Annotated in this window: 24 protein-coding genes and 1 pseudogene; 11 read left to right on the top strand and 14 right to left on the bottom strand. The window is 71.2% G+C overall.

Annotation, left to right across the window (positions count from 1 at the left end):
• Positions 1-15: 15 nt before the first annotated feature.
• On the top strand, positions 16-1,167 hold the full coding sequence (locus tag OG963_RS20850) for an acyl-CoA dehydrogenase family protein (RefSeq protein WP_371799318.1): 1,152 nt from the start codon (positions 16-18) through the stop codon (positions 1,165-1,167).
• Positions 1,164-2,213 carry a Zn-dependent alcohol dehydrogenase gene (locus OG963_RS20845; RefSeq protein WP_093931118.1) on the top strand — a complete coding sequence of 350 codons (1,050 nt, stop codon included), beginning with the start codon at positions 1,164-1,166 and terminating at the stop codon, positions 2,211-2,213. Before OG963_RS20850 ends, OG963_RS20845 begins: the two co-directional genes overlap by 4 nt.
• Positions 2,214-2,239: 26 nt before the next feature.
• Here OG963_RS20845 and OG963_RS20840 read toward each other — a convergent pair whose 3' ends face one another.
• Positions 2,240-3,229: a GlxA family transcriptional regulator gene (locus OG963_RS20840; RefSeq protein ID WP_093778202.1), complete on the bottom strand. Its 990-nt coding sequence runs from the start codon at positions 3,227-3,229 to the stop codon at positions 2,240-2,242.
• Between the two features lie 56 nt (positions 3,230-3,285).
• On the opposite strand from OG963_RS20840, the gene OG963_RS20835 reads away from it, so the two are divergent.
• Both OG963_RS20835 and OG963_RS20830 read left to right on the top strand, forming a co-directional pair.
• Entirely contained in the window at positions 3,286-4,611 is a 1,326-nt protein-coding gene (locus OG963_RS20835; RefSeq protein WP_371799317.1) for an MFS transporter, read from the top strand.
• Entirely contained in the window at positions 4,608-5,045 is a 438-nt protein-coding gene (locus OG963_RS20830) for a DUF2809 domain-containing protein (protein WP_093778200.1), read from the top strand. Before OG963_RS20835 ends, OG963_RS20830 begins: the two co-directional genes overlap by 4 nt.
• Here OG963_RS20830 and OG963_RS20825 read toward each other — a convergent pair.
• On the bottom strand, positions 4,999-5,331 hold the full coding sequence (locus tag OG963_RS20825) for a hypothetical protein (RefSeq protein WP_030926404.1): 333 nt from the start codon (positions 5,329-5,331) through the stop codon (positions 4,999-5,001). The genes OG963_RS20830 and OG963_RS20825 overlap by 47 nt on opposite strands.
• A gap of 162 nt (positions 5,332-5,493) precedes the next feature.
• On the opposite strand from OG963_RS20825, the gene OG963_RS20820 reads away from it, so the two are divergent.
• Positions 5,494-6,825, top strand: coding sequence for an MFS transporter (locus OG963_RS20820; protein ID WP_371126475.1), 1,332 nt, complete (start codon positions 5,494-5,496; stop codon positions 6,823-6,825).
• Between the two features lie 60 nt (positions 6,826-6,885).
• On the opposite strand, the pseudogene OG963_RS20815 reads toward OG963_RS20820, so the two are convergent.
• The 4 genes and pseudogenes from OG963_RS20815 to OG963_RS20800 all read right to left on the bottom strand — a co-directional run.
• Positions 6,886-7,020 (bottom strand): annotated as a pseudogene (locus OG963_RS20815) (helix-turn-helix domain-containing protein); the annotation flags it as partial.
• Between the two features lie 212 nt (positions 7,021-7,232).
• Positions 7,233-7,838 carry a flavin reductase family protein gene (locus OG963_RS20810; protein ID WP_371800312.1) on the bottom strand — a complete coding sequence of 202 codons (606 nt, stop codon included), beginning with the start codon at positions 7,836-7,838 and terminating at the stop codon, positions 7,233-7,235.
• Positions 7,839-7,914: 76 nt separating this feature from the next.
• Positions 7,915-8,745 (bottom strand): enoyl-CoA hydratase/isomerase family protein, encoded by an 831-nt coding sequence (locus OG963_RS20805; protein WP_093778198.1) that lies wholly within the window; start codon positions 8,743-8,745, stop codon positions 7,915-7,917.
• 31 nt (positions 8,746-8,776) lie between these two features.
• On the bottom strand, positions 8,777-11,005 hold the full coding sequence (locus OG963_RS20800; protein WP_093778196.1) for an acetate--CoA ligase family protein: 2,229 nt from the start codon (positions 11,003-11,005) through the stop codon (positions 8,777-8,779).
• Positions 11,006-11,254: 249 nt separating this feature from the next.
• Between OG963_RS20800 and OG963_RS20795 the strand changes: the two genes are divergently transcribed.
• A complete protein-coding gene (locus OG963_RS20795) occupies positions 11,255-11,434 on the top strand; it encodes a hypothetical protein (protein ID WP_093778194.1) in 180 nt (59 codons plus the stop codon).
• Positions 11,435-11,566: 132 nt separating this feature from the next.
• Here the strand turns inward: OG963_RS20795 and OG963_RS20790 are convergent, their stop codons facing one another.
• Positions 11,567-12,784, bottom strand: coding sequence for an NAD(P)/FAD-dependent oxidoreductase (locus tag OG963_RS20790; RefSeq protein WP_319324251.1), 1,218 nt, complete (start codon positions 12,782-12,784; stop codon positions 11,567-11,569).
• Positions 12,785-12,956: 172 nt separating this feature from the next.
• Between OG963_RS20790 and OG963_RS20785 the strand changes: the two genes are divergently transcribed.
• Positions 12,957-13,409, top strand: coding sequence for a DoxX family protein (locus OG963_RS20785; RefSeq protein WP_093778190.1), 453 nt, complete (start codon positions 12,957-12,959; stop codon positions 13,407-13,409).
• A complete protein-coding gene (locus tag OG963_RS20780) occupies positions 13,406-13,816 on the top strand; it encodes a Zn-ribbon domain-containing OB-fold protein (RefSeq protein ID WP_319324254.1) in 411 nt (136 codons plus the stop codon). The genes OG963_RS20785 and OG963_RS20780 overlap by 4 nt, the downstream gene beginning before the upstream one ends.
• A gap of 26 nt (positions 13,817-13,842) precedes the next feature.
• Here OG963_RS20780 and OG963_RS20775 read toward each other — a convergent pair whose 3' ends face one another.
• The 6 genes from OG963_RS20775 to OG963_RS20750 all read right to left on the bottom strand — a co-directional run bounded on the left by OG963_RS20775 (position 13,843) and on the right by OG963_RS20750 (position 18,706).
• Positions 13,843-14,445 carry a DUF1707 domain-containing protein gene (locus tag OG963_RS20775; RefSeq protein WP_093778186.1) on the bottom strand — a complete coding sequence of 201 codons (603 nt, stop codon included), beginning with the start codon at positions 14,443-14,445 and terminating at the stop codon, positions 13,843-13,845.
• Between the two features lie 22 nt (positions 14,446-14,467).
• Complete coding sequence (locus OG963_RS20770) at positions 14,468-15,052, bottom strand: hypothetical protein (RefSeq protein ID WP_319740060.1); 585 nt, start codon at positions 15,050-15,052, stop codon at positions 14,468-14,470.
• An 18-nt stretch (positions 15,053-15,070) separates the two neighbouring features.
• Positions 15,071-15,979 (bottom strand): zinc metalloprotease HtpX, encoded by a 909-nt coding sequence (gene htpX, locus OG963_RS20765; RefSeq protein ID WP_093778182.1) that lies wholly within the window; start codon positions 15,977-15,979, stop codon positions 15,071-15,073.
• Between the two features lie 110 nt (positions 15,980-16,089).
• Positions 16,090-16,776, bottom strand: coding sequence for a pyridoxal 5'-phosphate synthase (locus OG963_RS20760; protein ID WP_319324258.1), 687 nt, complete (start codon positions 16,774-16,776; stop codon positions 16,090-16,092).
• A gap of 250 nt (positions 16,777-17,026) precedes the next feature.
• On the bottom strand, positions 17,027-17,386 hold the full coding sequence (locus tag OG963_RS20755) for a DUF805 domain-containing protein (RefSeq protein WP_327422449.1): 360 nt from the start codon (positions 17,384-17,386) through the stop codon (positions 17,027-17,029).
• A 138-nt stretch (positions 17,387-17,524) separates the two neighbouring features.
• The gene (locus tag OG963_RS20750; protein WP_371799316.1) at positions 17,525-18,706 is read right to left on the bottom strand and encodes an acetyl-CoA acetyltransferase; all 1,182 of its coding nucleotides are present in this window, start codon (positions 18,704-18,706) and stop codon (positions 17,525-17,527) included.
• A gap of 137 nt (positions 18,707-18,843) precedes the next feature.
• On the opposite strand from OG963_RS20750, the gene OG963_RS20745 reads away from it, so the two are divergent.
• Positions 18,844-20,088 carry an acyl-CoA dehydrogenase family protein gene (locus tag OG963_RS20745; protein WP_319324262.1) on the top strand — a complete coding sequence of 415 codons (1,245 nt, stop codon included), beginning with the start codon at positions 18,844-18,846 and terminating at the stop codon, positions 20,086-20,088.
• Positions 20,088-20,579 (top strand): nitroreductase family deazaflavin-dependent oxidoreductase, encoded by a 492-nt coding sequence (locus OG963_RS20740; protein ID WP_093778172.1) that lies wholly within the window; start codon positions 20,088-20,090, stop codon positions 20,577-20,579. The genes OG963_RS20745 and OG963_RS20740 overlap by 1 nt, the downstream gene beginning before the upstream one ends.
• A gap of 115 nt (positions 20,580-20,694) precedes the next feature.
• Here OG963_RS20740 and OG963_RS20735 read toward each other — a convergent pair whose 3' ends face one another.
• Positions 20,695-21,342, bottom strand: coding sequence for a TetR family transcriptional regulator (locus OG963_RS20735; protein WP_093931124.1), 648 nt, complete (start codon positions 21,340-21,342; stop codon positions 20,695-20,697).
• Between the two features lie 296 nt (positions 21,343-21,638).
• Between OG963_RS20735 and OG963_RS20730 the strand changes: the two genes are divergently transcribed.
• The gene (locus tag OG963_RS20730) at positions 21,639-22,616 is read left to right on the top strand and encodes a VOC family protein (RefSeq protein ID WP_371799315.1); all 978 of its coding nucleotides are present in this window, start codon (positions 21,639-21,641) and stop codon (positions 22,614-22,616) included.
• Positions 22,617-22,684 lie beyond the last annotated feature (68 nt).

Raw genomic sequence — 22,684 nt, 5'->3', positions numbered from 1 at the left:
CCTCGAGGAGTGGACATGGACTTCGCGTTCGACGCGGCGGACGACGCCTTCCGCCAGGAGGCCCGGTCCTGGCTGGACGCCCACCTCACACAGCCCTGCGCCACCGAGGGCGGCCGCGCCTGGGAGCAGGAGCTGGGGCGCGCCGGCTGGATCGGCCTCGGCTGGGACACCGGGACAGCCGGTTACGGAAACCGGCACGCCACCCTCACCCAGCAGGTCGCCTGGGCGGAGGAGTACGTGCGCACCACCGCCCCCGCCCGCGTCGGCCACATCGGCGAGAACCTGCTCGCCCCCACCCTCATCAGGTACGGAACCGACGCGCAGAAACAGCGGTTCCTCCCCGCCGTCGCCCGGGGCGAAGAACTCTGGTGCCAGGGTTACAGCGAACCCGGCGCCGGCTCCGACCTCGCCGGGGTGCGGACCGCCGCCGTGCCGGACGGCGCCGGCCGGTACGTCGTCACCGGTCAGAAGATCTGGACCTCGCTGGCTCAGGACGCCGACTGGTGCTTCGTCCTCGCCCGCACCACCCCCGGCTCGCAGCGCCACCACGGACTGTCGTTCCTGCTGGTGCCGATGGACCAGCCGGGCCGTGTCGAGGTGCGCCCGATCCGTCAGATGTCCGGTACGAGCGAGTTCAACGAGGTCTTCTTCGACGGCGCGCTCGCCGAGGAGGTGGTCGGCGGCGAGGGCAACGGCTGGACCGTGGCCATGGGGCTCCTCACCGTGGAGCGCGGCGTCTCCACCCTGGTCCAGCAGATCGGTTTCGCCGCCGAGCTGGACCGTGTGGTCCGGGTCGCCGTCGCCGGCGGGGCGGTCGCCGACGCAGTACTGCGCGAACGGCTCGTCCGGCAGTGGGCCGAACTGAGGACCATGCGCTGGAACGCCCTGCGCACCCTGGGCGGTTCCGGCGACGCGGGCGCCCCGAGCGTCGCCAAGCTGCTCTGGGGCGGCTGGCACAAACGGCTCGGCGAGCTGGCCGTGGAGATCAGGGGCGCCGCCGGAGCCGTCGGCCCGGACGACTGGTCGCCCACCACACCGTACGGACTCGACGAGGCGCAGCGCCTGTTCCTGTTCACCCGGTCCGACACCATCTACGGCGGCTCGGACGAGATCCAGCGGAACATCATCGCCGAGCGGGTGCTCGGCCTACCGAGGGAGCCGAGATGAGAGGCGTCGTCTTCGACGGCAAGCGGACCGAGGTCGTCGACGACCTGGAGATACGTGCCCCGGGACCCGGCGAGGTGCTCGTCGCGGTGGCCGCCGCCGGTCTGTGCCACAGCGATCTGTCGGTCGTGGACGGGACCATTCCGTTCCCGCTGCCGGTGGTGCTCGGGCACGAGGGTGCGGGCGTGGTGGAGGCGATCGGCGCGGGCGTCGTACATGTCGCGCCCGGCGACCATGTCTCGCTGTCCACGCTGGCCAGCTGCGGCGCGTGCGCCCAGTGCGACCGGGGCAGGCCGACGATGTGCCGCAAGGCGATCGGGATGCCCGGGCAGCCGTTCTCACGGGGCGGCAAGCCGCTGTACCAGTTCGCCTCCAACTCGGCATTCGCCGAACGGACCCTCGTCAAGGCCGTGCAGGCGGTGAAGATCCCCGCCGACATCCCGCTGACGTCGGCCGCCCTGATCGGCTGCGGTGTGCTGACGGGGGTCGGAGCGGTACTCAACCGCGCGAAGGTCGACCGCGGGGACACGGTCGTCGTGATCGGCACCGGCGGCATCGGGCTGAATGTGATCCAGGGCGCGCGGATCGCGGGCGCGCTGACGATCGTCGCGGTGGACGCCAACCCGGCGAAGGAGGCGGTGGCGCGGCAGTTCGGTGCGACGCACTTCTTGACATCGGTGGACGGCGTGCGCGAGATCCTGCCGACCGGCGCCGACCACGCCTTCGAGTGCGTGGGCCGAACGGAACTGATCCGACAGGCGATCGACCTCCTGGACCGGCACGGCCAGGCGATCCTGCTGGGTGTCCCGGCAGCGACCGCGGAGGCGTCGTTCCTGGTCTCGTCGATGTATCTGGACAAGTCGATCCTGGGCTGCCGGTACGGCTCCTCGCGCCCGCAGCGGGACGTCGCGCTCTACGCGGACCTGTACCGGGACGGCCGGCTGCTCCTCGACGAGCTGGTGACGGAGACGTATCCGGTGGAGGACTTCGCGAAGGCGGCGGACGACGCGCACCACGGGAGAGTGGCGCGCGGCGTGCTGGTGTTCTAAGGGCTGCCGCATCCGCGTCCGCGCCCTCAACGACCGCCCACTCCCGCCCGGAACGTCCGCCGGTACACCGTCGGTGACACCCCCAACGCCGCCTGGATGTGCTGGCGCAGCGACGTCGCCGTCCCGAACCCCGCTTCCCGTGCCACCTGGTCGATCGACAGGTCCGTGGCCTCCAGCAGCCCCCGTGCCCGCTCCACCCGCTGCTGGGTCAGCCACTGCCCGGGACTGATCCCGACCTCCTCACGGAACCGGCGCGTGAACGTCCGTACGCTCATCGACTCCTGCTGCGCCATGTCGCGCAGCAGGATCGGCCGGTCGAGCCGCCCGAGCGCCCAGGCCCGCGCGCTCGTCGTGGTCGCGAACTGTGCCTCGGGGACGGGGCGTCGGATGTACTGCGCCTGCCCGCCGTCGCGGTGCGGCGGCACGACCGTGCGGCGGGCGACGTCATTGGCGACGGCCGTGCCGTGGTCGCGGCGCACGATGTGCAGGCAGAGGTCGATCCCGGCGGCGACCCCGGCGGAGGTGAGGACGTCCCCGTCGTCGATGAACAGGACGTCGGGGTCGACCCGGACCTGCGGGAACAGCTGCTGGAAGTGGTCGGCGGACGACCAGTGCGTGGTGGCGGGGCGTCCGTCGAGACGCCCGGCGGCGGCAAGGACGTAACTGCCTGTGCAGATCGAGACGAGCCGGGTGCCGGGTCTGATGTACGCGAGCGCGGTGGCCAGCGCGTCCGTCAGCCTGCCCTCCTCGTAGACGGGGCCGAGTTCGTGGGAGGAGGGGATGACGACCGTGTCGGCGGTGGCCAGTGCCTCGGGGCCGCGCTCGACGGTGATGGTGAAGTCCGCGTCGGTGGTGACCGGTCCCGGTGGGCGGACGGAACAGGTCACGACTTCGTACAGATTCCGGCCTCGGTCACCGGCTTCGGAACCGCGTGCCAGGCCGAAGATCCTTTGTGGGATGCCCAGTTCGAAAGGGAGCAGCCCGTCGAGGGCCAGGACGACGACTCGATGTCGCATGGCGGACTCCCTTCACCCCTAGTGGTATAGACCTTAAACTGATACATGTCACTGACGTGAAGGAAAAGTCAGCAGAGCACGAGTGCATTCCCGGCGCGATCCGCGAGAGCGCCCCACCCCCTTCGTCCTCCCTCGACCCCACGGCTTCCCTGCCGTCCCTGGCTGCGCGACGGGACGACGGCCGACCGGGGAGCGAGCTCTGGAACCGCAACTTCCGGCTCTTCTTCATCGCCCGCACCGCCGCACTCTTCGGCGACGGCATGATCCCCGTGGCGCTCACCGCGGGCCTGCTGGGAGCCGGCCGGCCGCATTCCTCCGTGGGTTTCGCGCTGGCCGCCTGGATGGGGCCGCTGGCGCTCTTCGTGCTCTTCGGCGGTGTGTTGGCGGATCGGTTCACCCCGCGCCGGATGATGATCATCGCCGACGCGCTGCGACTGGTCGGGGCAACCGTGCTGGCCATCTCCTTCGCCACCGGCAACCCGCCGCTGTGGGCGGTGTACGCACTGAGCTCGGTGGCCGGCGTCGGCGCCGCGCTCTTCCAGCCCGGCGTCGCGTCGACGGTGCCCCGGGTGTCGCTCGACGTGCAGCGCGGCAATGCGGTGCTCCGGGTCTCCGAGGCACTGATGACCATGGCAGGCCCTGCCTTCGCGGGGCTGCTGGTCGGGCTGGCGAGCGCCGGAGCGGTGTACGCGGCCAACGCGTCGACGTTCGCGGTATCCGGCGTCTGTCTCTTCCTGCTGCGCCTCGCCCCGAGGCCGGCGGACGAGGCGCCGCGCGGCACATTCGTCGCCGAACTGGTGGACGGCTGGCGGGAATTCAGAGCGCGCAGCTGGCTGTGGGGAGTGATCGCGATCTGGACGGTGTACGGCTTCACCGTGATGGGCCCGATGCTCCCGCTGACCGCGGTCGAGGTCACCGAGGCGCACGGCTCGGGCACCTACGGCGTGATGATGGCGGTGAACGGCGCGGGCAGCGTGGTCGGCGGCCTGCTGGCACTGCGGCTGAGACCGCGGCGCCCGCTCGCGGCGGGTGCGATGGCCCTGGCCGGGGTGTGCGTGAACCTGGTGGTGCTGGGCCTCGAGATGCCGGTGTTCGCTTTGGGGGCCGGGCAGTTCGTGGCCGGTGCGGTGTTCGCGTTCTGGCTGGTGATGTGGTCGACGACCGTCCAGACGCACGTCCCGCCGGAGGCCCTGAACCGGCTGCACGCCTACGACGTGGCGGGCTCCCTGTTGATGCTGGCGGCGGGCCGCGCGCTGGCGGGACCGGTCGCGGACGCGGTGGGCGCTTCGGAAGTGCTGCTGGCCGGAGCGGTGATCAACGCGCTGGTGGTGGGGGTGCTGCTGGCGGCCCGCCCGATCCGCCGCCTGGAGCGGATCGGGTGAGCCGGGCAACCGCGGCGGGGGCGGTGGTGCTGACGGTCGTGGCCGGGCTCGGAATCCGGGCGGCGGCCTCCGGCGACCTGGCCAAGTACGCCGGGGACGCGCTCTACACCGTGCTGATCCACGCCCTGGTGGTGCTGATCGCGCCCCGCACGAGGCCACTGACGGCGGCCGGGGCCGCACTGGCGTTCAGCTGGGCGGTGGAGCTGCTGCAGCTGACCGGGGTGCCCGGGGAACTCTCCCGGCACAGCACGGTTGCTCGTCTGGTGCTGGGCTCGACGTTCAACGCGCCGGATCTGTTCTGGTACGCCGTGGGGGCGGGCGCGGCCTGGGCCGTGCACCGCGTGGCGGGTGCCCGGGCAGCCGCACGATCGACCGGGCCGGCGACCGTCAACGCTTCTGCCGGTCCCGCTCCTCGGACTTCTGCATCTCGATGACCTGGAGGACGTGCGAACTGGTCTGCCTGCGCACACTGCCACCGACGAGCAGCGCGGAGCCGAGGACGGACAGCGGTCCGGAGACTGCCAGGACGGTGAGCTGCTTGGGCAGTTCCGACACCACCGTGCACTGCATGGTGACGCGGTAGCAGTACGCCTGCGCCTGATCCCTCAGCAGGAAGGCCAGCCAGATCCAGAGCCCGGCGGCGACGAGCAGCAGCCCGGCACCCCACGCCTGCATCAGTGCCGAACGGTGATGGAACTGCTGACGTGCGACCCATTGCATGAGATCCCCCGGTTCGATCGGCTCGTCCGTCTCAATTCGGCCGGGTGAGCGTTCGCCCCGGCCGACGGATGATCGTACGCCTTCCCCGGTGGCCCGATCCCTGCGAACCATGTCCCTCGGGCCACTCGTGAGGACATGCCCGGGGACCGGATGCTGGGTGACGTGACCCAGACAACCGATAGCGCCGCCGCAGGTCCCACGCAGGACGACGGCCGCCCGGTCGACCGCAAGCCGTCCCGCCTGCGTATCCACCGTGCCTGGATCGTCGCCGTCGTCACGTTCGTGACGATCATCGGCGGCGCCGCGTTCAACTCCCTGCCCGGCCTGCTCATCGACCCGCTGCACACGGAGTTCGGCTGGTCGCGCGGGGAGATCGGGCTGGCCGTGTCGATCGACATGGCGCTGTACGGACTGACCGCGCCGTTCGCCGCCGCGCTGATGGACCGGTTCGGCATCCGCCGGGTCGTCGTCGTGGCCCTGTCCACGGTCGCGGCGGGGGCCCTGGCCAGTGTCTGGATGACGGCCGCCTGGCAGCTGATGATCTATTGGGGCCTGCTCGTGGGCCTCGGCACCGGCTCGATGGCGTTGGCCTTCTCGGCAACGGTCACCAACCGCTGGTTCGTGGCCAGGCGCGGCCTGGTCACCGGCATCCTCACCGCGGCCGGCGCCTCCGGCCAGCTGGTCTTCCTGCCGCTGTGCGCCTGGATCGTCGAGGAGCACGGCTGGCGCCCGGCCTCGGTGACCGTCGCGCTGGCCGCGCTCGTCGTCGTCCCGTTCGTCTGGCTGCTGATGCGCGACCATCCGGCCGATGTGGGCCTGGCCCCCTACGGCGGTGCGTACGTGGAGAAGCCGGCGCCTGCCCGGGGAGCGGCGGCCCGTACCGTACGCGTTCTGTTCGACGCCGCCCGCACCGGACCGTTCTGGTTGCTCGCGGGCACGTTCGCGATCTGCGGCGCCTCGACCAACGGCCTGATCCGTACGCACTTCGTGCCGTCGGCCCACGACCACGGCATGCCCATCACGGCGGCCGCCTCGCTGCTCGCGGTCATCGGGGTCTTCGACATCATCGGCACGGTCTTCTCCGGTTGGCTCACCGACCGCTTCGACGCCCGCCGGCTCCTCGCCGTCTACTACGCGCTGCGGGGCATCTCACTGCTCTTCCTGCCGATGCTGATGGCGCCGACGGTGCACCCGCCGATGGTCTTCTTCATCGTGTTCTACGGCCTGGACTGGGTGGCCACGGTCCCGCCGACGCTGGCCCTGTGCCGAGAGCAGTACGGCGAGGACAGCGCGATCGTCTTCGGCTGGGTCCTCGCCTCCCACCAGGTGGGTGCGGCGCTGGTGGCCTTCCTGGGCGGTGTGGCGCGCGATGTGTTCGGCTCGTACGACATGGTCTGGTACGCGTCGGGGGCGCTGTGCGCGACCGCGGCGCTGATGGCGCTGGTGATCCGGCGGCAGGCGCAGACCCCGCAGCCGGTGGTGGTCGCTCGGTGACCGGCTCGGCCGGCGGTCGAGTGGTCCGAAACCGACCTGCGGGCGTGGACCGAGCGACTCTGCCAGGCGTTCGAGCAGGGGGAGCGTGGGCATGGTTCCGCCGGCTTCGAACCGTGCCACGGCGGGCTGTCGCAACCCGGCAGCCCGCGCGAGTCGCGCCTGCGTCATCCCCAGGGCCTCGCGCCTCTCGCGCACCGCACTCCGCAGCCCGAAGAGGATTCGCGTGGCGGCGTAGGACTCACGGGCCTCGGGCGACGACAGTGCTGCGGCCCGCAGATCGCTCCAGCTCTCCTCGACCTCACGTCATCACAACGACGTCATGTCAGCCGGTTCACTCGGAGATCACTCGGGATGCGATCGAGTGGTGCGACGTAAGGCGGGGCGCGGCGCCGGACACAAGGGCGCACTCACCCGCTGAAGCGCCCGAAGGTCCCTCGGTGGAACAGCAGCGGATCGACCCCGTCCGCCGCCCCCAGTGCCTCCACCCGCCCGACCACGATCAGATGGTCGCCGCCCGTGTGGACGGCCTGGATACGGCAGTCGACCCAGGCCGGTACGGAGGCCAGCAGCGGCGACCCGGTCGCGGGAGCGGCCCGGTACGTCACCCCGGTGAACTTGTCGGCCCCGCTCACCGCGAACCCCCGGCACAGCGCGCCCTGCTCCGCCCCCAGGATGTTGACGCAGAACGCCCCGGCGCGGGCGATGCGCGGCCAGGTCGTCGACGTGCGGGCGACCATGAAGGTGACCAGCGGCGGGTCGAGGGAGAGCGAGGCGAACGACTGGCAGGCGAACCCCGCGGGGCCGTCCGGGTCGTCCGGGTCGTGGGCGGTGACGACGGTGACACCGGACGCGAAGTGCCCGAGTACGCGCCGGAACTCGGCCGGATCGACGGGCAGCCGCTCGTCGTCGGCGACGGCCCGAAGATCGGGGCGCGGCAGTGGATCGACCGGTGCGGGCCCGGCGGTTGTGGCGGCGCCGACGGACCTGAGGTACCGGACGGCGGTGGCGGCCATGCCTGCGTGTCCCATCACATCTCCCAGTTAAGCTGACGAGTCGTCAGATCAGAAGGGCCGGGCTGGGCCTGGATCGTCACAGCCCCCGGTACTTCGGTGTGCGGCGTTCCACGAAGCTCGCCACGCCCTCGCTCGCGTCCTGCGTCGTCATGTTGATCTCCTGGGCCATCGCCTCGGCGGCGAACGCCGTTGCGCGGTCGGCGTCCAGGGATGCGTTGACCAGCTGTTTGGTGAGAGCGAGGGCGCGCGTCGGGCCGTCCGCCAGACGTAGCGACCATGCGCGGGCCGTTGCCGTCAACTCCTCGGCCGGGACCACCCGGTTGACCAGCCCCAGACGTTCCGCCTCCGCCGCGGGGAGTGCGTCGCCGAAGAACATCAGTTCCTTGGCGCGCTGCGGTCCGATCAGACGCGGCAGCAGGTACGCGCCGCCGCCGTCCGGTACGAGGCCGCGGCGTACGAACACCTCGATGAACTTCGCCGAGTCGGCGGCCAGCACCAGGTCGCAGGCGAACGCGAGATGTGCGCCGATGCCGGCGGCCGTGCCGTTGACGGCCGCGATCACCGGCTTCTCGCAGTCCAGGACCGCGGCGATCAGACGCTGCGCTCCGAGCCGGATGGTGCGGGCCACATCGCCGGGGATCCGGTCGCCCGTGGACGGGGCCCCGCGCAGATCGGCGCCCGCGCAGAAACCGCGGCCGGTGGCGGTGAGGACGACGGCCCGGACCGCCGGGTCGGCGGAGGCCCGGGCGAGGAGGGCGATGAGGCGTTCCCGCTGGTCCCAGGTGACGGCGTTCATCGCCTCGGGGCGGTTGAGGGTGATCCATGAGACGCCGTTGTCGGTGGCGTGGAGTACCGAAGAGTCGAGCGGGTCGGCGGACCCGGGGGCGTATTCGGGGGAGGACGGCATGAGGTGGCTCCTCGGCAGGTGGCGTGGGCGGTCAGCGGCAGACGGCGAGCGCGTCCAGCGCCACGGCGCCCTGCCCGCGCCCCAGCACCATCAGCGGGTTGATGTCCAGCTCGGCGACGTCGTCGCCGAGTTCCAGTGCCATCCGCTGGACGCGCAGCACGACCTCGACGAGCGCGTCGACATCCACCGGAGGTCCGCCGCGCACGCCTTCCAGCAGCGCCCGGCCGCGCAGTTCACCGAGCATCGCCCGCGCCTGGTCCTCGCCGAACGGCGGCACCCGCACCGCCGCATCGTGCAGTACCTCCACGAGGACGCCACCGAGCCCGACCGTCACCGTCGGCCCGAACAGGGCGTCGTGGGTGACGCCGACCATCATTTCGACGCCCCGCTCGATCATCTGGCAGACCAGGACGCCGTCCAGCTCGACGCCCTCGTAGCGGGCGATGTCGGTCAGTTCGCGGTACGCGTCGCGGACCTGGCTGGCGGAGGTGAGCCCGACCTTGACCAGACCGAGCTCCGTCTTGTGGGCCAGCCGCGCGCCGGACGCCTTCATGACGACCGGGAAGCCGACCAGGCCCGCCGCCCGTACGGCCGCCGCCGCGCTGGTGACCAGCTGCTCGCGGGGGACGCGGATGCCGTACGCCCGCAGAAGCTGCTTCGCCGCGTGCTCGCTCAGCTGGTGGCCCGGACGCATCAGGGCCTGCGCCTTGCGGAACGAGGGCGACGGCGTGCGCGGCGCCTCGTCGAAGGGCGAGCGGTACGAGCCGGCGAACCGGTGATGGTCCAGATAGGCCTTCACGGCGGTGATGCAGTTGCCGAACGTGCGGAAGGTGGCGACGCGCGACGAGCCGAGCAGCGTCGTGCGGTACGCGTCCTCCGTGCCGACCGGCGATCCCCACACCACGCACACCAGCTTGTCCGTGGTCTCCGCCGCGTCCACCAGGTCCTGCGCGAGCCTGTCGCTCATCGGGGGGAACGGTCCGGTGATCGGGCAGATCAGCACCCCGACGTCCGGGTCGGCGAGGATCGCGTCGATGATCTTCCGGCCGCGCCAGTCGCCGACCGGATGCCCGCCGTTGTCGACCGGGTTCGCCACGTTCAGATAGCCGGGAATCCACTCGTGCAGTTCGCGCTGCTTGTCCTCGGACAGCGTGGGGAGTTTCAGCCCCGCCCCCGTCGCCAGGTCCGAGAAGTGCGCGCCCGTGCCGCCCGAGATCGAATACACGACGACCCCGTCTGCCTGCGGTTTCCGCGCCCGGGCCAGCAGGGCCGCGGTGTCCTGGAGTTCGTCGAGCCCGTCCACCCGGATCACGCCGAACTGCCGCATCGCCGCGTCCACCACCTGGTCGGCGCCGGTCAGCTTGCCGGTGTGCGACGCGGCCGTCCTGGCCCCCGTCTCCGTACGCCCCACCTTGACCGCCACGACCGGAACCCCGGCCCGTGCCGCCCGGTCGGCGGCGAGCAGAAAGGAACGCCCGTCCTTGAGCCCTTCCACGTAGCAGGCGATGGCCCCGACCTCGGGGCGCTGCGAGAAGTAGGAGATGAAGTCGGCGGTCTCCAGATCCGCCTCGTTGCCCGTGGGTGCCCAGTGCGACAGCCGTACGCCCAGCTCCTGGAGGGTGTAGACAGGGCGGCCCTGGTGGCCGGACTGGGTGATCAGGGCGATGGCCGGCCCGTCGAGGTCGTCCCGGAATGCCTCGAACGCGTTGAGGTTGGTGTTCGGCCCGAGCAGCCGTAGCCCCGACCGCTCCACCGCGGCCGCCAGCCGCGCCTGGGCGGCGGCGCCCTCTTCGCCGGTCTCGGCGAATCCGGACGCGAAGGCGACCGCGAACTTCACCTTGGCCTGCCCGAGTTCCTCGATCACCGGGAGCGGGTCGCCGACCAGCAGCACCGCCAGATCGACCTGCTCGGGCAGGTCCGCGACGGAAGGGGAGCAGGGGCGGCCGAAGACGGATTCCCGGGTGGGGTGGACCGGGTGCAGGCGTGCCCCGACCCGCTCGGCCCAGGCGACCAGCTGCCGGGTGATGCCGGTACGGGGCCGGCCCTCGGTGTCGGATGCCCCGATGACGGCGACGGACTCGGGTCGGAAGAACCGGTCCAGGTCGGGCACGGTCGCGTGCAGCGGGCGGCCGCTGACGTCGAGATCGCCTTCCGCGGCGGCGGCCGTCATGCTGTGGACGGCGGCGTGCGGCTCCTCGCCGCAGGCCACCACCCGGGCGCGGAAGTGTGTGGTGAGGGTGCCGTGAGTCGATCCAAGCATCGTTCCGCCCACTCCTGCTAGAGGTTCGTCCGGGCTTCGGGGCGCCCGTATCCAATTAGCTGACGCCATGTCAGGTTACTGAACTGACGCTCCGTCAGGAATGGGTAGGAAGGCAAAGGCTCGCCGGACCTCCGGCGGGTCGACAGCCCCTTCGAGCGCCCGTGGTCCTGGAGTCGACGGCGCGTCGGACCCGGATCGCAGGGCCGCCCCTACGCCGCGCATTACGCAGGTGACGCCACGCACGCGCCGGTGTCGGCCGAGGTCACGGTCGCCGTGTCGCGGGCGACGCCTTCGCCGACACCGGACCGGAACGGCCACGACACCGGCTACCGGATGCGCATGCGCCCCGCGTACGTCGACGCCTCCTCCGGCGGCACCGTGAGCGCCACCACCCGCGGAGCCTGGAAGTACTTCGTCTTCACCGAGTAGGCACCGGCAGAAGCGAGAAGGACCTCCACCGCTGTGGAGGCCCTTCTTCGTGCACCGGCCACCAGGTCGGCGGGACCGAGCGAGGGCGGAGCGCGTCGCGAGGCCGTGACGGAGGGCCGGAAGCGACCCGGTTCAGGGGCGGAGACGGCCGGGGTCCTTCGCCAGCCTCCTGGCGATCTTCCGTGCGTCCAGGGCCATTTCGCGGAACATGCCGCTGATCGGATTGGTGAACCCCGTGAAGTAGAGCCCGGGTGCCTGCTTCGGTGCGCGGCCGCCGTGCACCACCGGCCGGCCGCGGGCGTCCAGCACGCCGAGGTGTCCGACCAACGGTTCCAGGGCCCGCCGGTAGCCGGTCGCCGCGATCACCGCGTCCGGGGTGATCCGGGTCCCGTCGGCCAGCACGACCGCGTCCTTGTCGAACGAGTCGACCGTCGCCACCGGCACCACGCGGCCGCCCCGCACCGCGTCGATCAGCCCCACGTCCTGGACCGGGATGGCGCCCTCCTTGACCCGTGAGTAGAGCCCCGTGTCCGGGCGCGGCAGACCGTGTTCGGCGAGGTCGGGCACAGCGGCCCTGGCCATCAGCCGGCCGGCCCGGTCGACCAGCCGCACCGGCAGTCTGCGGACCAGGATGCCGGTCGCCTGCGCGGGCCAGCCCGCCGTCGAGCGGCGCACGATGTGCGGAACGGTGCGTACCGCGATCCGTACCCGGGAGGCGCCGCCCTCCACCAGGTCCACGGCGATCTCCGCGCCGGTGTTGCCGATCCCGACGACGAGGACGTCCTTGCCCGCGTACGGGGCGGGGTTGCGGTAGTCACGGGCGTGCACCAGCTCGCCCGTGAAGGAGTCGCGGCCGGCCCAGTCCGGTATCCGGGGGGTGTGGTTGAAGCCGGTGGCCACGACGACGGCCCGCCCGGTCAGCACCCGGCCGCCGGTCGCGGTCAGCTGCCACCCGGTGCCGTCGGCCGCCCGGTCCACACGGGTCACCTCGACGCCGGTCACCACCTCCAGCTCGTGGTGTTCGACGTACTTCTCCAGGTAGCGCACCACATGGTCGCGGGAGACCCAGCGTCCGAACCGACGGGGCATCGCGAGCCCCGGCAGCGCGGACCAGCGTCGGGTGGTGTGCAGGTGCAGCCGGTCGTAATGGCCGCGCCAGGACGCGCCGACGCTTCCGGACTTCTCCAGCACGACGGCCCGTATCCCTTGCTCGCGCAGGGCTGCCGCGGCGGCGAGACCGCCGGGGCCGCCGCCGACGACGTAGACGGGCCGGTGTTCCGTGAGGTCGGTGGGCGCGGGGGCGGGCGCGGGCATGGGACTACTGCCGGAGGTGGAGGTGCTGTTGGGCATGGATCGGAGCGTAATCGCCCGATTACTTGATGGGTCTCGGTCAAGACCGGAATCGATTGCGAATTGATCACGAGTGTGTGAGTCCGGTCCGCGTGCCGCGCACCTCTTGCGCAGCGGTGCCGGATCAGGTGAACTGACGTACCGTCAGATCCGTTCGGTGGGAGGGGCCTCGATGCAGACGATCTGGCTCGGCGGAGCCGAGTGGCTCGCCGTCCTTCGAATAGGGCTCGGCCTGTGGTGGCTGGAGAGCTGGCGGCACAAGGACAAGAAGGGCTGGTTCGAGCGCGGTACGGGCATCGCCTGGGCGGCGGACGTCGCGGGCAAGCACCGATGGGCTGCGGTGCGGACCGGCTTCCAGCGGATCGTCGCACCCCGCCCCAAGGCCATGGCCCACCTCGTCGTCCACGCCGAACTCGCCCTGGGTCTGGGCCTGGTCGCCGGCTTCCTGACACCCGTCGCGCTCCTCGGCGGACTGGTCCTCAACCTCCTCTACCTGGTGCTGATGATCCACGACTGGGCCGAGCAGGGGCAGAACGCGATGATGGCGCTGATCTCCCTCGTCGCCCTCTTCGCCGTGTCCTGGCAGGTCTGGTCCCTCGACCATGCGATCGGACTCTTCGGATGACCACGGCCGCCCCCCGCTTCGACCTGCCCGAACCGGACGACTTCACCCGGCCCTACTGGGACGCGGCCGCCGAGGGACATCTGCTGTTGCGTCGCTGCCACGCCTGCGGCAAGGCCCACCACTACCCACGCGAGTTCTGCCCGCGCTGCTGGAGCGAGGACGTCACCTGGGAGCGGGCGAGCGGCCGCGCCACGCTCTACACCTGGTCCGTCGTCCATCGGAACGACCTGCCGCCGTTCGGCGCCCGCGTCCCGTACACGGCGGCCGTCGTCGACCTCGCCGAAGGGCCGCGCATGATGACGGAGATCGTCGACTGCACGGAGTCCGACCTCGTTATCGGCATGGAACTACGTGTCACCTTCAGGCACGAGGAGGGCGGCGAGGCGGTCCCGGTCTTCCGGCCGTGAGACGGCCCCGGATCGGCCGCTCCCGCTCAGAACGACTTGCTGCGCCGCAGGGCGCGCCGCAGCTTCCACCGCTCCCAGACATTGGGGTGGCGGATGACCACACCACCCATGCCGCCCGTGCCGGTGACGCGGATCAGTGGGGTGCCCGGGAGCCTTTCGTCCCTGGTGCGGTCCTTGAAGCCGCCCATGCCGGGATCGACCTCGTCGGTCTGCGTGGCCCAGCCCGCCGGGACGATGATCCTGACCCCGCCCATCTGCCCGTTGACCTCCAGCTCGATCTCGCGCAGCCGGCAGTCGGTCAGGGTGAAGTCGAGTTTGGCGCCGCCCATGCCGCCGTCCACATCGATGTGCGCGGGCACCTTCCAGCGCCCGGTGCGCACCGCGCCGTGGATGCCGCCCTTGAGGACCAGCGGCTTCCCCGCGTCCTGCGGTGCGGGCCCCAGATCGGCGGTGAGGGGCGCCAGCTCGGCGTAGGTCTTGGCCACCAGCGCCTGGCCCAGCCGGGTGTCCAGCTCGTCGAGGTCGATACGGCCCTCGGCCGCGGCCTCCCTCAACTGGTCCACCACCGCTTCACGGTCGGCGTCGGAAGCGCGCAGCCGGCTGACGGAGTTCGGGCGCTCAGCAGTCATGAACCTGATGATAGGGAACGGCTCACAGTCCGGGCGCCCCCCAGACCGGGAACCACCGGGAGAGATCCTTCTCGACCCGCAGGTCGTCCCCGAGTGTCGCCCTGATCTGCAACTCCAACTGGTTGTCGCGCTTCTCGGCCCCGCCCCGCACCGGGGCGAACGGATAGAACGTGCCGCGCTTGTACAGGTAGACCAGCGCCAGAGACCGCCCTTCGGTGTCCCGGAAGCCGATCAGTGAGCAGAGCAACTGCGGGCCGAAGCCGCCGTCCTGGAGCAGGGTGTTGACCGCGTGCAGGTCGTTGACCAGAGCGGCCACGTCGTCGGGTGAGCGGCGGGAGAGCAGCCAGGTGTAGCCGTACGAGTCCTGGCTGAACTCCACCGGGATACCGCCCCGGTCCGTGTCCGCGTCGAGCAGTTCCTCCACGTCCTGCCGGATGCGGGCGAAGGTGCCGCCCTCCACTCCCGCGAAGCAGACCGAGCCGAGACCGGTGGGGATGAAGCCGGCGCCCGCCTGGAGGGTGAGGGCGGCGGACGGTACGGCGAAGAGCTGGTCGAGGTCGGGGCGGACCGGTTTGCTGCGGCCGAGGATGGTGTCGAGAAGACCCACTGCGGACTCCCTGGTTCCTTACGGGCGGGCGAGTTCGACGGAGATCCGGGCCAGCTGGTCGAGGCGCTGCTCGAGGGTCGGGTGGGAGGAGAGCAGCCGGCCGAGGCTCTCCTTCGAGGAGAACGCAGGGACGAAGTAGAAGGCGTTGTACGGCTCCGCCTTCCGCAGGTCCTCCGTCGGGATCCTGGCCATCTGACCGCTGACCTTGGTGAGCGCCGAGGCGAGCGCGGAGGGGCGGCCCGTGAGGAGGGCGGCGGCGCGGTCGGCGGAGAGCTCGCGGTAGCGCGAGAGCAGCCGGGTGAGCAGGAAGCTCAGGCAGTACACGGCGGCGCTGATCAACGGGATCAGCATGATCGCGATGCCGACGGGGTCGCTGCTGCGGTTGCGGGAGAGGCCGCCCCAGAGGGCGACGCGGGTGATGATGCCGGCCAGGACGCCGAGGAACGAGGCGATCGTCATGACGGCGACGTCCCGGTGGGCGACGTGCGACATCTCGTGCGCGAGGACGCCCTCCAGCTCCTCGGGTTCGAGTCTGCGCAGGAGCCCGGTGGTGGCGCAGACGAGTGCGGTCTTCTCGCCGCGGCCGGTGGCGAAGGCGTTCGGTACGTCCGACCGGGCGATGGCCACCCGTGGTTTCGGCATGTCCGCCAGGGCACAGATCCGGTCGATGGTGCCGTGCAGCTCGGGTGCTTCCTCCGGGGTGACCTCGCGGGCACCCATGCTGAATGCCGCGATGCGGTCGCTGAACCAGAACTGGGCGATGAACAGACCGCCGGTGAAGATCAGGATGATCGGCCAGGCGCCCCGCAGCACCGCCAGGAGCACGCCCACCAGCACCACGTACAGCAGTCCGATCAGGAACATGGTGGTGACCATGCGCGTGGTCAGACCGTGGTCGGGGGCATAGCGGGAACGGGTTCGTGTCATGGAAAGCCTCCAGCAACTCACCTGTCTCCCATAGTGCTCCTTTTCCGTCGGAACCCGATAAACACCACGAAACCGGATGGAGCGAGTGAGCGAGGCGGGCCGGGGGCCGGTCACGGCCAGAGCAGCTCCCGCTCCCACGCCCCGCCGTCCCGGCGGTAGCGCAGCCGGATGTGGCGCCGCCTCGCGTCACCCTGGAAGAACTCGACCTCGCGCGGCTCGACCACGTACCGCGTCCAGCTCGCCACGTCCGCCCCCGGTTCCGCCTGTGCCCGCTCCCAGGCGGCGTCGGAGGCGCGGTGCAGCTCCTCGTACGAGCCGAGCACCTCGCTCTGCCGTCCCACCAGCGCCGATGCCAGCGCCCCGGTCGAGCGGACCTGCAGGTCGGCTCGGCTCTCGGCGGGGGTGCAGGCGGTGACCGGACCTCGTACCCGCACCTGCCTTCCCTGCGCGGGCCAGTAGAAGCCGAGCGCCGCGTGCGGGTGCGCGGCCAGCTGGCGGCCTTTCGCGCTGGTGGCGTGCGTGGCGAAGTGCCAGCCACGCTCGTCCGCGTCGTGCAGCATCAGCGTCCGTAGGTCCGGGTGCCCCTCGGCGTCGACGGTGGCCAGCGTCATGGTGTGCGGCTCGGCCTGTCCGGCGGCCACCGCCTCGGCGAACCAGGCGTGGAAGAGGGGAAGCGGGGTGCGGGGCGCGGCGGCGGGATCGAACGAGGGCAGCTCGACGTCCCATACGCGCTGGGCGTGCAGGAGGTCCCGGAAGGCCTGCTGGGCGGAGTGCGGATCAGGCGTCACATCGGTCATGCGGCCCCATCATGCCCGCCGGGGCGAGGGGGCGCCGGGGAGGTCCGCGGTGGTGCGAGGCGGACGAGTTCTTCGGCGCCGAGGGCCGCGTGGGGATGACGGTCCCGGGAGCGCGGCTGTGGCCGGACGCCCACAGGGCGTCGGCCGGCAGTGGGTTGCCGGGCGACGCCCTGTGTGGTGTGCGCTCAGAGCGGTGAGCGCACGGTCATGCGGTCATGCGTGCCGCCGGACGGCCGGACGGCGGGGCCTACTAGGCCGCGGCGTAGCCCGACTTCGGGTCGGGGCCGTACGCGTTCTGGCTGCGCTCGCCCTCGAGGCACGAGAAGACGAGCAGAGTGATCCCGCCCACCGCCGGGATGATCCCGAACAGGATCCACCAGCCGGAGCGGCCGGTGTCGTGCAGGCGGCGCACGAAGACACCGAGGCTGGGCAGAAGCACGGCGAGGTAGTAGATCGCGATGATGATCGGAAACGTGCCGAGCGCCAGGTCGAGCACCACCGCGATGATGGCGGCGATGGCGTTGAACAGCGCGTACATCCAGAACTCCTGGCGGCGCGCACGGCCGCTGAACACCGCGTACTTCTTCAGGACATCGAGATACCAGTGCATGTTGTCCCCCCAAGGACGAAGGTGGCCCGTCCTCCCTGGACCGAGCCTGGACGCCAGAACCTAGAGGTTTGAGGTGCCCGGGTCAAAAAGTTATAGAGAGAGCGCTTTCAGGCAGCGCCTGCCTGGGATTCGGGCTTCTCAGCCCCGTCCCAGCACAACCGTGCCCGAGGAACAGAACCAGCCACCCGTTCCCGAGGCCACGGCCAGCTCTGGAAAGCTGCCGTCCGCCCTTCTGACCTGCCATTTCCCCGCTTCACCACGGAGCTGGCGGACGGATTCCACCAGGAGGAAGAGCCCGCGCATCCCAGGATGACAGGCCGAAAGCCCACCCCCGTCGGTGTTCACCGGAAGTTCGCCGGACCGACCGATCCGGCCCTTCTCGACGAACGCGCCACCCTCGCCCTTCGCGCAGAACCCCAGATCCTCCAGCGTCACCAGCGTCATGTAGGTGAAGGCGTCATAGATCTGCGCCAGATCGATGTCGGCGGGCCGTACCCCGGCACGCCCGAAGGCCAGCCGGCCGGAGACCGCGGCGGGGGAGACCGTGAAGTCGTCCCATTCGGACATCGTGGAGTGCGAGACGTACTCGCCCGTGCCGAGGATCCACACCGGGTCCTTCGCCGTGTCCGGTACGTACTCCTCGGCCGCCAGCAGTACCGCGCACCCGCCGTCGCTGCGGATGCAGCAGTGCAGCTTGGTGAACGGGTCCGCGATCATCGGGCCCGACAGGACGTCGTCCACCGTGATCGGGTCCCGGAACATCGCGTCCGGGTTGGCCGCCGCGTTCGCGCGCGCCTGGACGGCGACCTCGGCGAGTTGCTCCAGCGTCGTCCCGTACTCGTGCATATGGCGGCGGGCGGCCATCGCGTACTTGGCGATCAGCGAGTGCCCGTACGGCACTTCGAACTGGAGCGGGCCGCGCGAGCCGAACGAGAGGTTCGACGTGCGGCGCCCGGCCCGGATGTCGGCGCGCGCGGTGGACCCGTACACCAGCAGTACGACGTCGGCGCGGCCGGCCGCGATGGCGTCGGCGGCATGGGCGGCCATCACCTCCCAGGTCGCACCGCCGACCGCGGTGGAGTCCACCCAGGTGGGCTTGAGGCCCAGATACTCCGCGACCTCGACCGGGGCGAGTGTGCCGAGTCCGGCGGAGGCGAAGCCGTCGACGACCGAGCGGTCCAGACCCGAGTCGGCGAGCGCCCGGCGGGCGGCCTGGGCGTGCAGGGCGTACGGAGTGGGGCCGTCGACGCGTCCGCAGTCCGCGAGGGATATGCCGACGGCAGCGACCTTGCGCGGGCGGGAGGAGCGTGAGGAAGGCATGGATCTGACGGTACATCAGATATGACGGAGGGGGTCCGCGAGCACGTGCGCGGCTCTGGGTTTCTCGCAACATCACGCTTAGCATGACGACCCGTCAGATCAGAGGCCTACGGCCCCTGAGGGGAAGGAGCCCGACGATGGACGCCGCCTTCACCGCGGAGCAGGACGAGATCCGCCGCACCCTGCGCGAACTGCTGGTCAAACGCTGCGGACCCGGCGAGGTCAGGAGCGCGGTGCGGACCGCGCACGGATATGACGGGGCCCTGTGGCGGCAACTCGCCCAGGACCTCGGGCTGCCGGGGCTCGCGCTCGCGCAGGAGTACGGGGGAGTCGGCTGCGGGCCCGTCGAACTCGCCGTCGCCTGCGAGGAGACCGGCCGTGCCCTGCTGCCGTCCCCGCTGCTCGCCACCGCCGCGCTCGCCGCTCCTCTGATCGCCGCACTCGGCACCGAGGCCCAGCGCACCGCCCTGCTGCCGCGCATCGCCGCGGGTGAACTGACCGCGACCCTCGCCGCCCCCGGAGGCTCGCTCTCCACCGCTCTCGGTCTCACCGGCGACACCACCGGCGGCGCCTGGGCGGGCGGCGGGCGGGCCGGTGGCGTGCAGGCCCGGCCCGGACCGGAGGGGTGGCGGCTGTACGGGGAGGCCGCGCGGGTCCTCGACGGGCACAGCGCCGGACTGCTGCTGGTCGCGGCCCACACGGGCGGCTTCCCGCGCAGCCGTACGCTCCTCTTCCTCGTCCGAGCGGACACGGCGACCGGGCTCGCCCGCACCCGGCAGACCTCGCTGGACGAGACCCGGCCGCTGGCTCGCGTCGAGCTGCGCGACACCGCCGCGGAACTGCTCGGCGCGGACGACACGGTCGATGCAGCCGGCCCGGCGGGCGCCCTGGCCGCCGTCGGACGCACCGCCGCCGCCGTACTGGCGGCGGAGGCGGTCGGAGCCGCGGCGAGCACACTCGACCGGACCGTCGAGTACGTCAAGTCGCGCGAGCAGTTCGGCCGGGCCATCGGCTCCTTCCAGGCCGTGAAACACCGGCTGGCCGATCTGTACGTGCGGGTGCAGGCAGCCAGGTCTGCGGCGTACTACGCGGCCTGGGACCCGACGGCCGGAGGGCTCGCGCTCGCCCAGGCGCTGGAAACCCTGCGGATCACCACCGCCGAGGCCGTCCAGCTGCACGGCGGGATCGGCTTCACCTGGGAGCACGAGGCGCATCTCTACTTCAAGCGGGCCGCCGCCGACGAACTGCTCTTCGGGCCGGTCCACCGGCTGCGCGACCACGCGGCCGAGCAGGCCGGGCTCTTCACGCAGGACGCCCAGGGGCACGGGCAGGGACAGGCGCAGGGGCACGGGTACGGGCCGCGGATGGGGGTGGCGGTCTGATGGCACCCGGAGTCCGGCTGATCCAGAAGGTGTCCTCGACCCGCACCTTCGCAAGGATCGCCCCGCACGTCATACCGGCCATGGACCGCACCGTCCACCGTCTCACCCGCGGCAAGGTGCTGCTCAGCGCGCAGATGCTGCCGGGGTTGATCCTGACGGTGCGCGGGGCGAGGAGCGGGCAACTGCGGACCACCCCACTGGCCTGTATGCCCACCCCGGAGCACGGTGACGGGACGTGGGTTCTCATCGGCAGCAACTTCGGCCGTACGGGTCATCCTGCCTGGACCGCGAACCTGTTGGCCCATCCGGACGACGCGGTCATCAACTGGAAGGGCCACGACATCGCGGTGCGCGCCCGGTTGCTGGAGGGCGCGGAACGGGAGGAGGTGTGGCGGGTGGCGCTGGCGTTCTGGCCGCCGTATGCCACCTACCAGGCGCGGGTGGAGCGGGAGATCCGGCTCTTCCGGCTGGAGCGGCGTGCGACTTCGTGAGGCGCGGTGATACGCCGACGGCGGACCACATTGTGTGGTCCGCCGTCGGCGCGACAGGACGTGGGCAGCCCGGATGGCCGTGCGGTGCCCGGAGCGGAAGGGGGAAGCCGGGGCGCTACTTCGTCGGCTTCTTGCCGGTGATGCCCAGGTGCACCAACAGCGCCAGGTTCGGCTTGAGTTCGGTCTGCTTCACACCCCAGGTCTGGAAGCCCTTCTGGTGCGAGGCGACCGCGGCCAGCATCGCGACCAGCGAGCCCGCCATCGCCGCGGGGCTGATGTCCTTGTCGACCTTGCCCTTGGCCTGGAGGTCCTTCACCGAATCCGTAAGGGAGTTGGTGACCGAGTTCAGGATCTTCATGCGGATCTTGTAGAACCGCTTGTCGCCCTCGGCCGCGCCGAGGTCGACCACGCGCAGGATCGCGTCGTGGCGCCGCCAGAAGTCGAGGAACCCCTCCACGAGTTCTTCGGCGGTCTGCCAGCCGGACTTGCCGACCCAGGAGCGTCCTGCGACCAGTTCCGTCAACCCGGCGCCCTCCTTGGCCATTTCATCCGCGATCTCGAGGACGGCGCCCTCGACGTCGGGGAAGTATTGGTAGAAGGTCGCGGGTGAAGTCCCTGCCTTCCGGGCGACGTCGATGACTTTGACGTCCCGGTACGGCGAGGAGCTGAGCATCTCGCTGAGGCAGTCGAGCAGCTTCTGCCGCGTCGCCTGTCCGCGTCGACCGGCCACGCGGCCGTCGACGGTGCGCACTTGTCCTGTCATGCCGTCAGCTTACCGAGGGGTGATCGGAGCGCGATTCGGCCGACTGCAAATGGGGAGGTCCGCAGGTGCGGTGGGGTGGTGTGGGGGGAGTGGCCGGATTTCGGTGGATCCGATCCACAGCTTGAATTGTGTTATCAACAGCCTGTGGACAACTTCCGTGGATAACTTTCCGTGACGCGATGGGTAAGGCGCTCCGCCATCGAGGCCGTGTTCGACGGTTCGTCGCGGCGCGGTGCGGACGGCGCGCGGCTACTTTGGGTGTGACGAGCGTCACTACTGCGGAAGGATCCGGGCCCATGGCCGCATTCGCGCACTCCGCGCCGTGCTGGGTGGATGTGCAGCTCCCCGACCTCGAAGCGGGCAAGCGCTTCTACGGTGAGCTCTTCGGATGGACCTTCCGGGCCGGTGAAGAGGTGGACAGGGGCGGTCCCCGTGCCGATGCGCTCAGCGGCGGCAAGCTGGTCGCCGCACTGGCCGCCAAGCAGGACGGCCGGATGCCGACCGCGTGGGGCATCTACTTCGCCACCGACGACATCGTCGCGACCGTCACCAGGATCCGGCAGGCGGGCGGTCAGGTGATCACCGAGCCCGTCAGGGTGGGCGGCGCCGGCGTCCTCGCGCAGGCCGCCGATCCCGGAGGCGCGGTCTTCGGGCTCTGGCAGGCGGGGGACCGCAGCGGGTTCGAGAAGCAGAACGAGCCGGGATCCTTCTGCTGGACGGAGGTGTACACCCGGCAGAAGGACCGTGTGGACGCCTTCTACGAGCAGGTCTTCGGGTTCCGCGGAACGAATCTCGGCTCGGCCGACGCAGACGGGCCGGGCAGGAGCGAGCCAGGCACGGGGGAGCCCGGAACCGGCGGGGCGGGCACGACCGGGGCCGGCGCGGACACGTCCGGTGAGCCCGCGACCCTTGGGTCCGGGACGGGTGAGCCCGAGGCCCCCCGATCCGAGACACCCGAGTCCGGCACCGGCGGTTCCGACGAAGACGTGCCCGGGGTCGACTTCCGGATGTGGTCCCCGGCCGGCAGCGAACCGGGCCCCGACACCGCGATCGGCGGGCGCAGCGTCATCACCGACGCGTTCCCGGCCGAGATGCCCAGCTACTTCCTCAACTACTTCGCCGTCGCGGACTGCGACGCCACGGCCGAGACCGGCGCCCACCTCGGTGGCCGGGTCTCCGTGCCGCCCTTCGACATCCCGTACGGGAGGATGGCGGTCCTGCACGACAATCAGGGTGCCGAGTTCGCCGTACTTCAGCCCCCGGTGTCCCGATAGAGGGCAGAGTGACATGTGACACCCCGATCCGCCCCCGGGTTCGCAACCATCGCTTCAGCCAGGAACAA

This window comes from Streptomyces sp. NBC_01707, from assembly GCF_041438805.1.
GTDB lineage: Bacteria > Actinomycetota > Actinomycetes > Streptomycetales > Streptomycetaceae > Streptomyces.
This window is presented reverse-complemented; position numbering and strand designations above follow the sequence as displayed.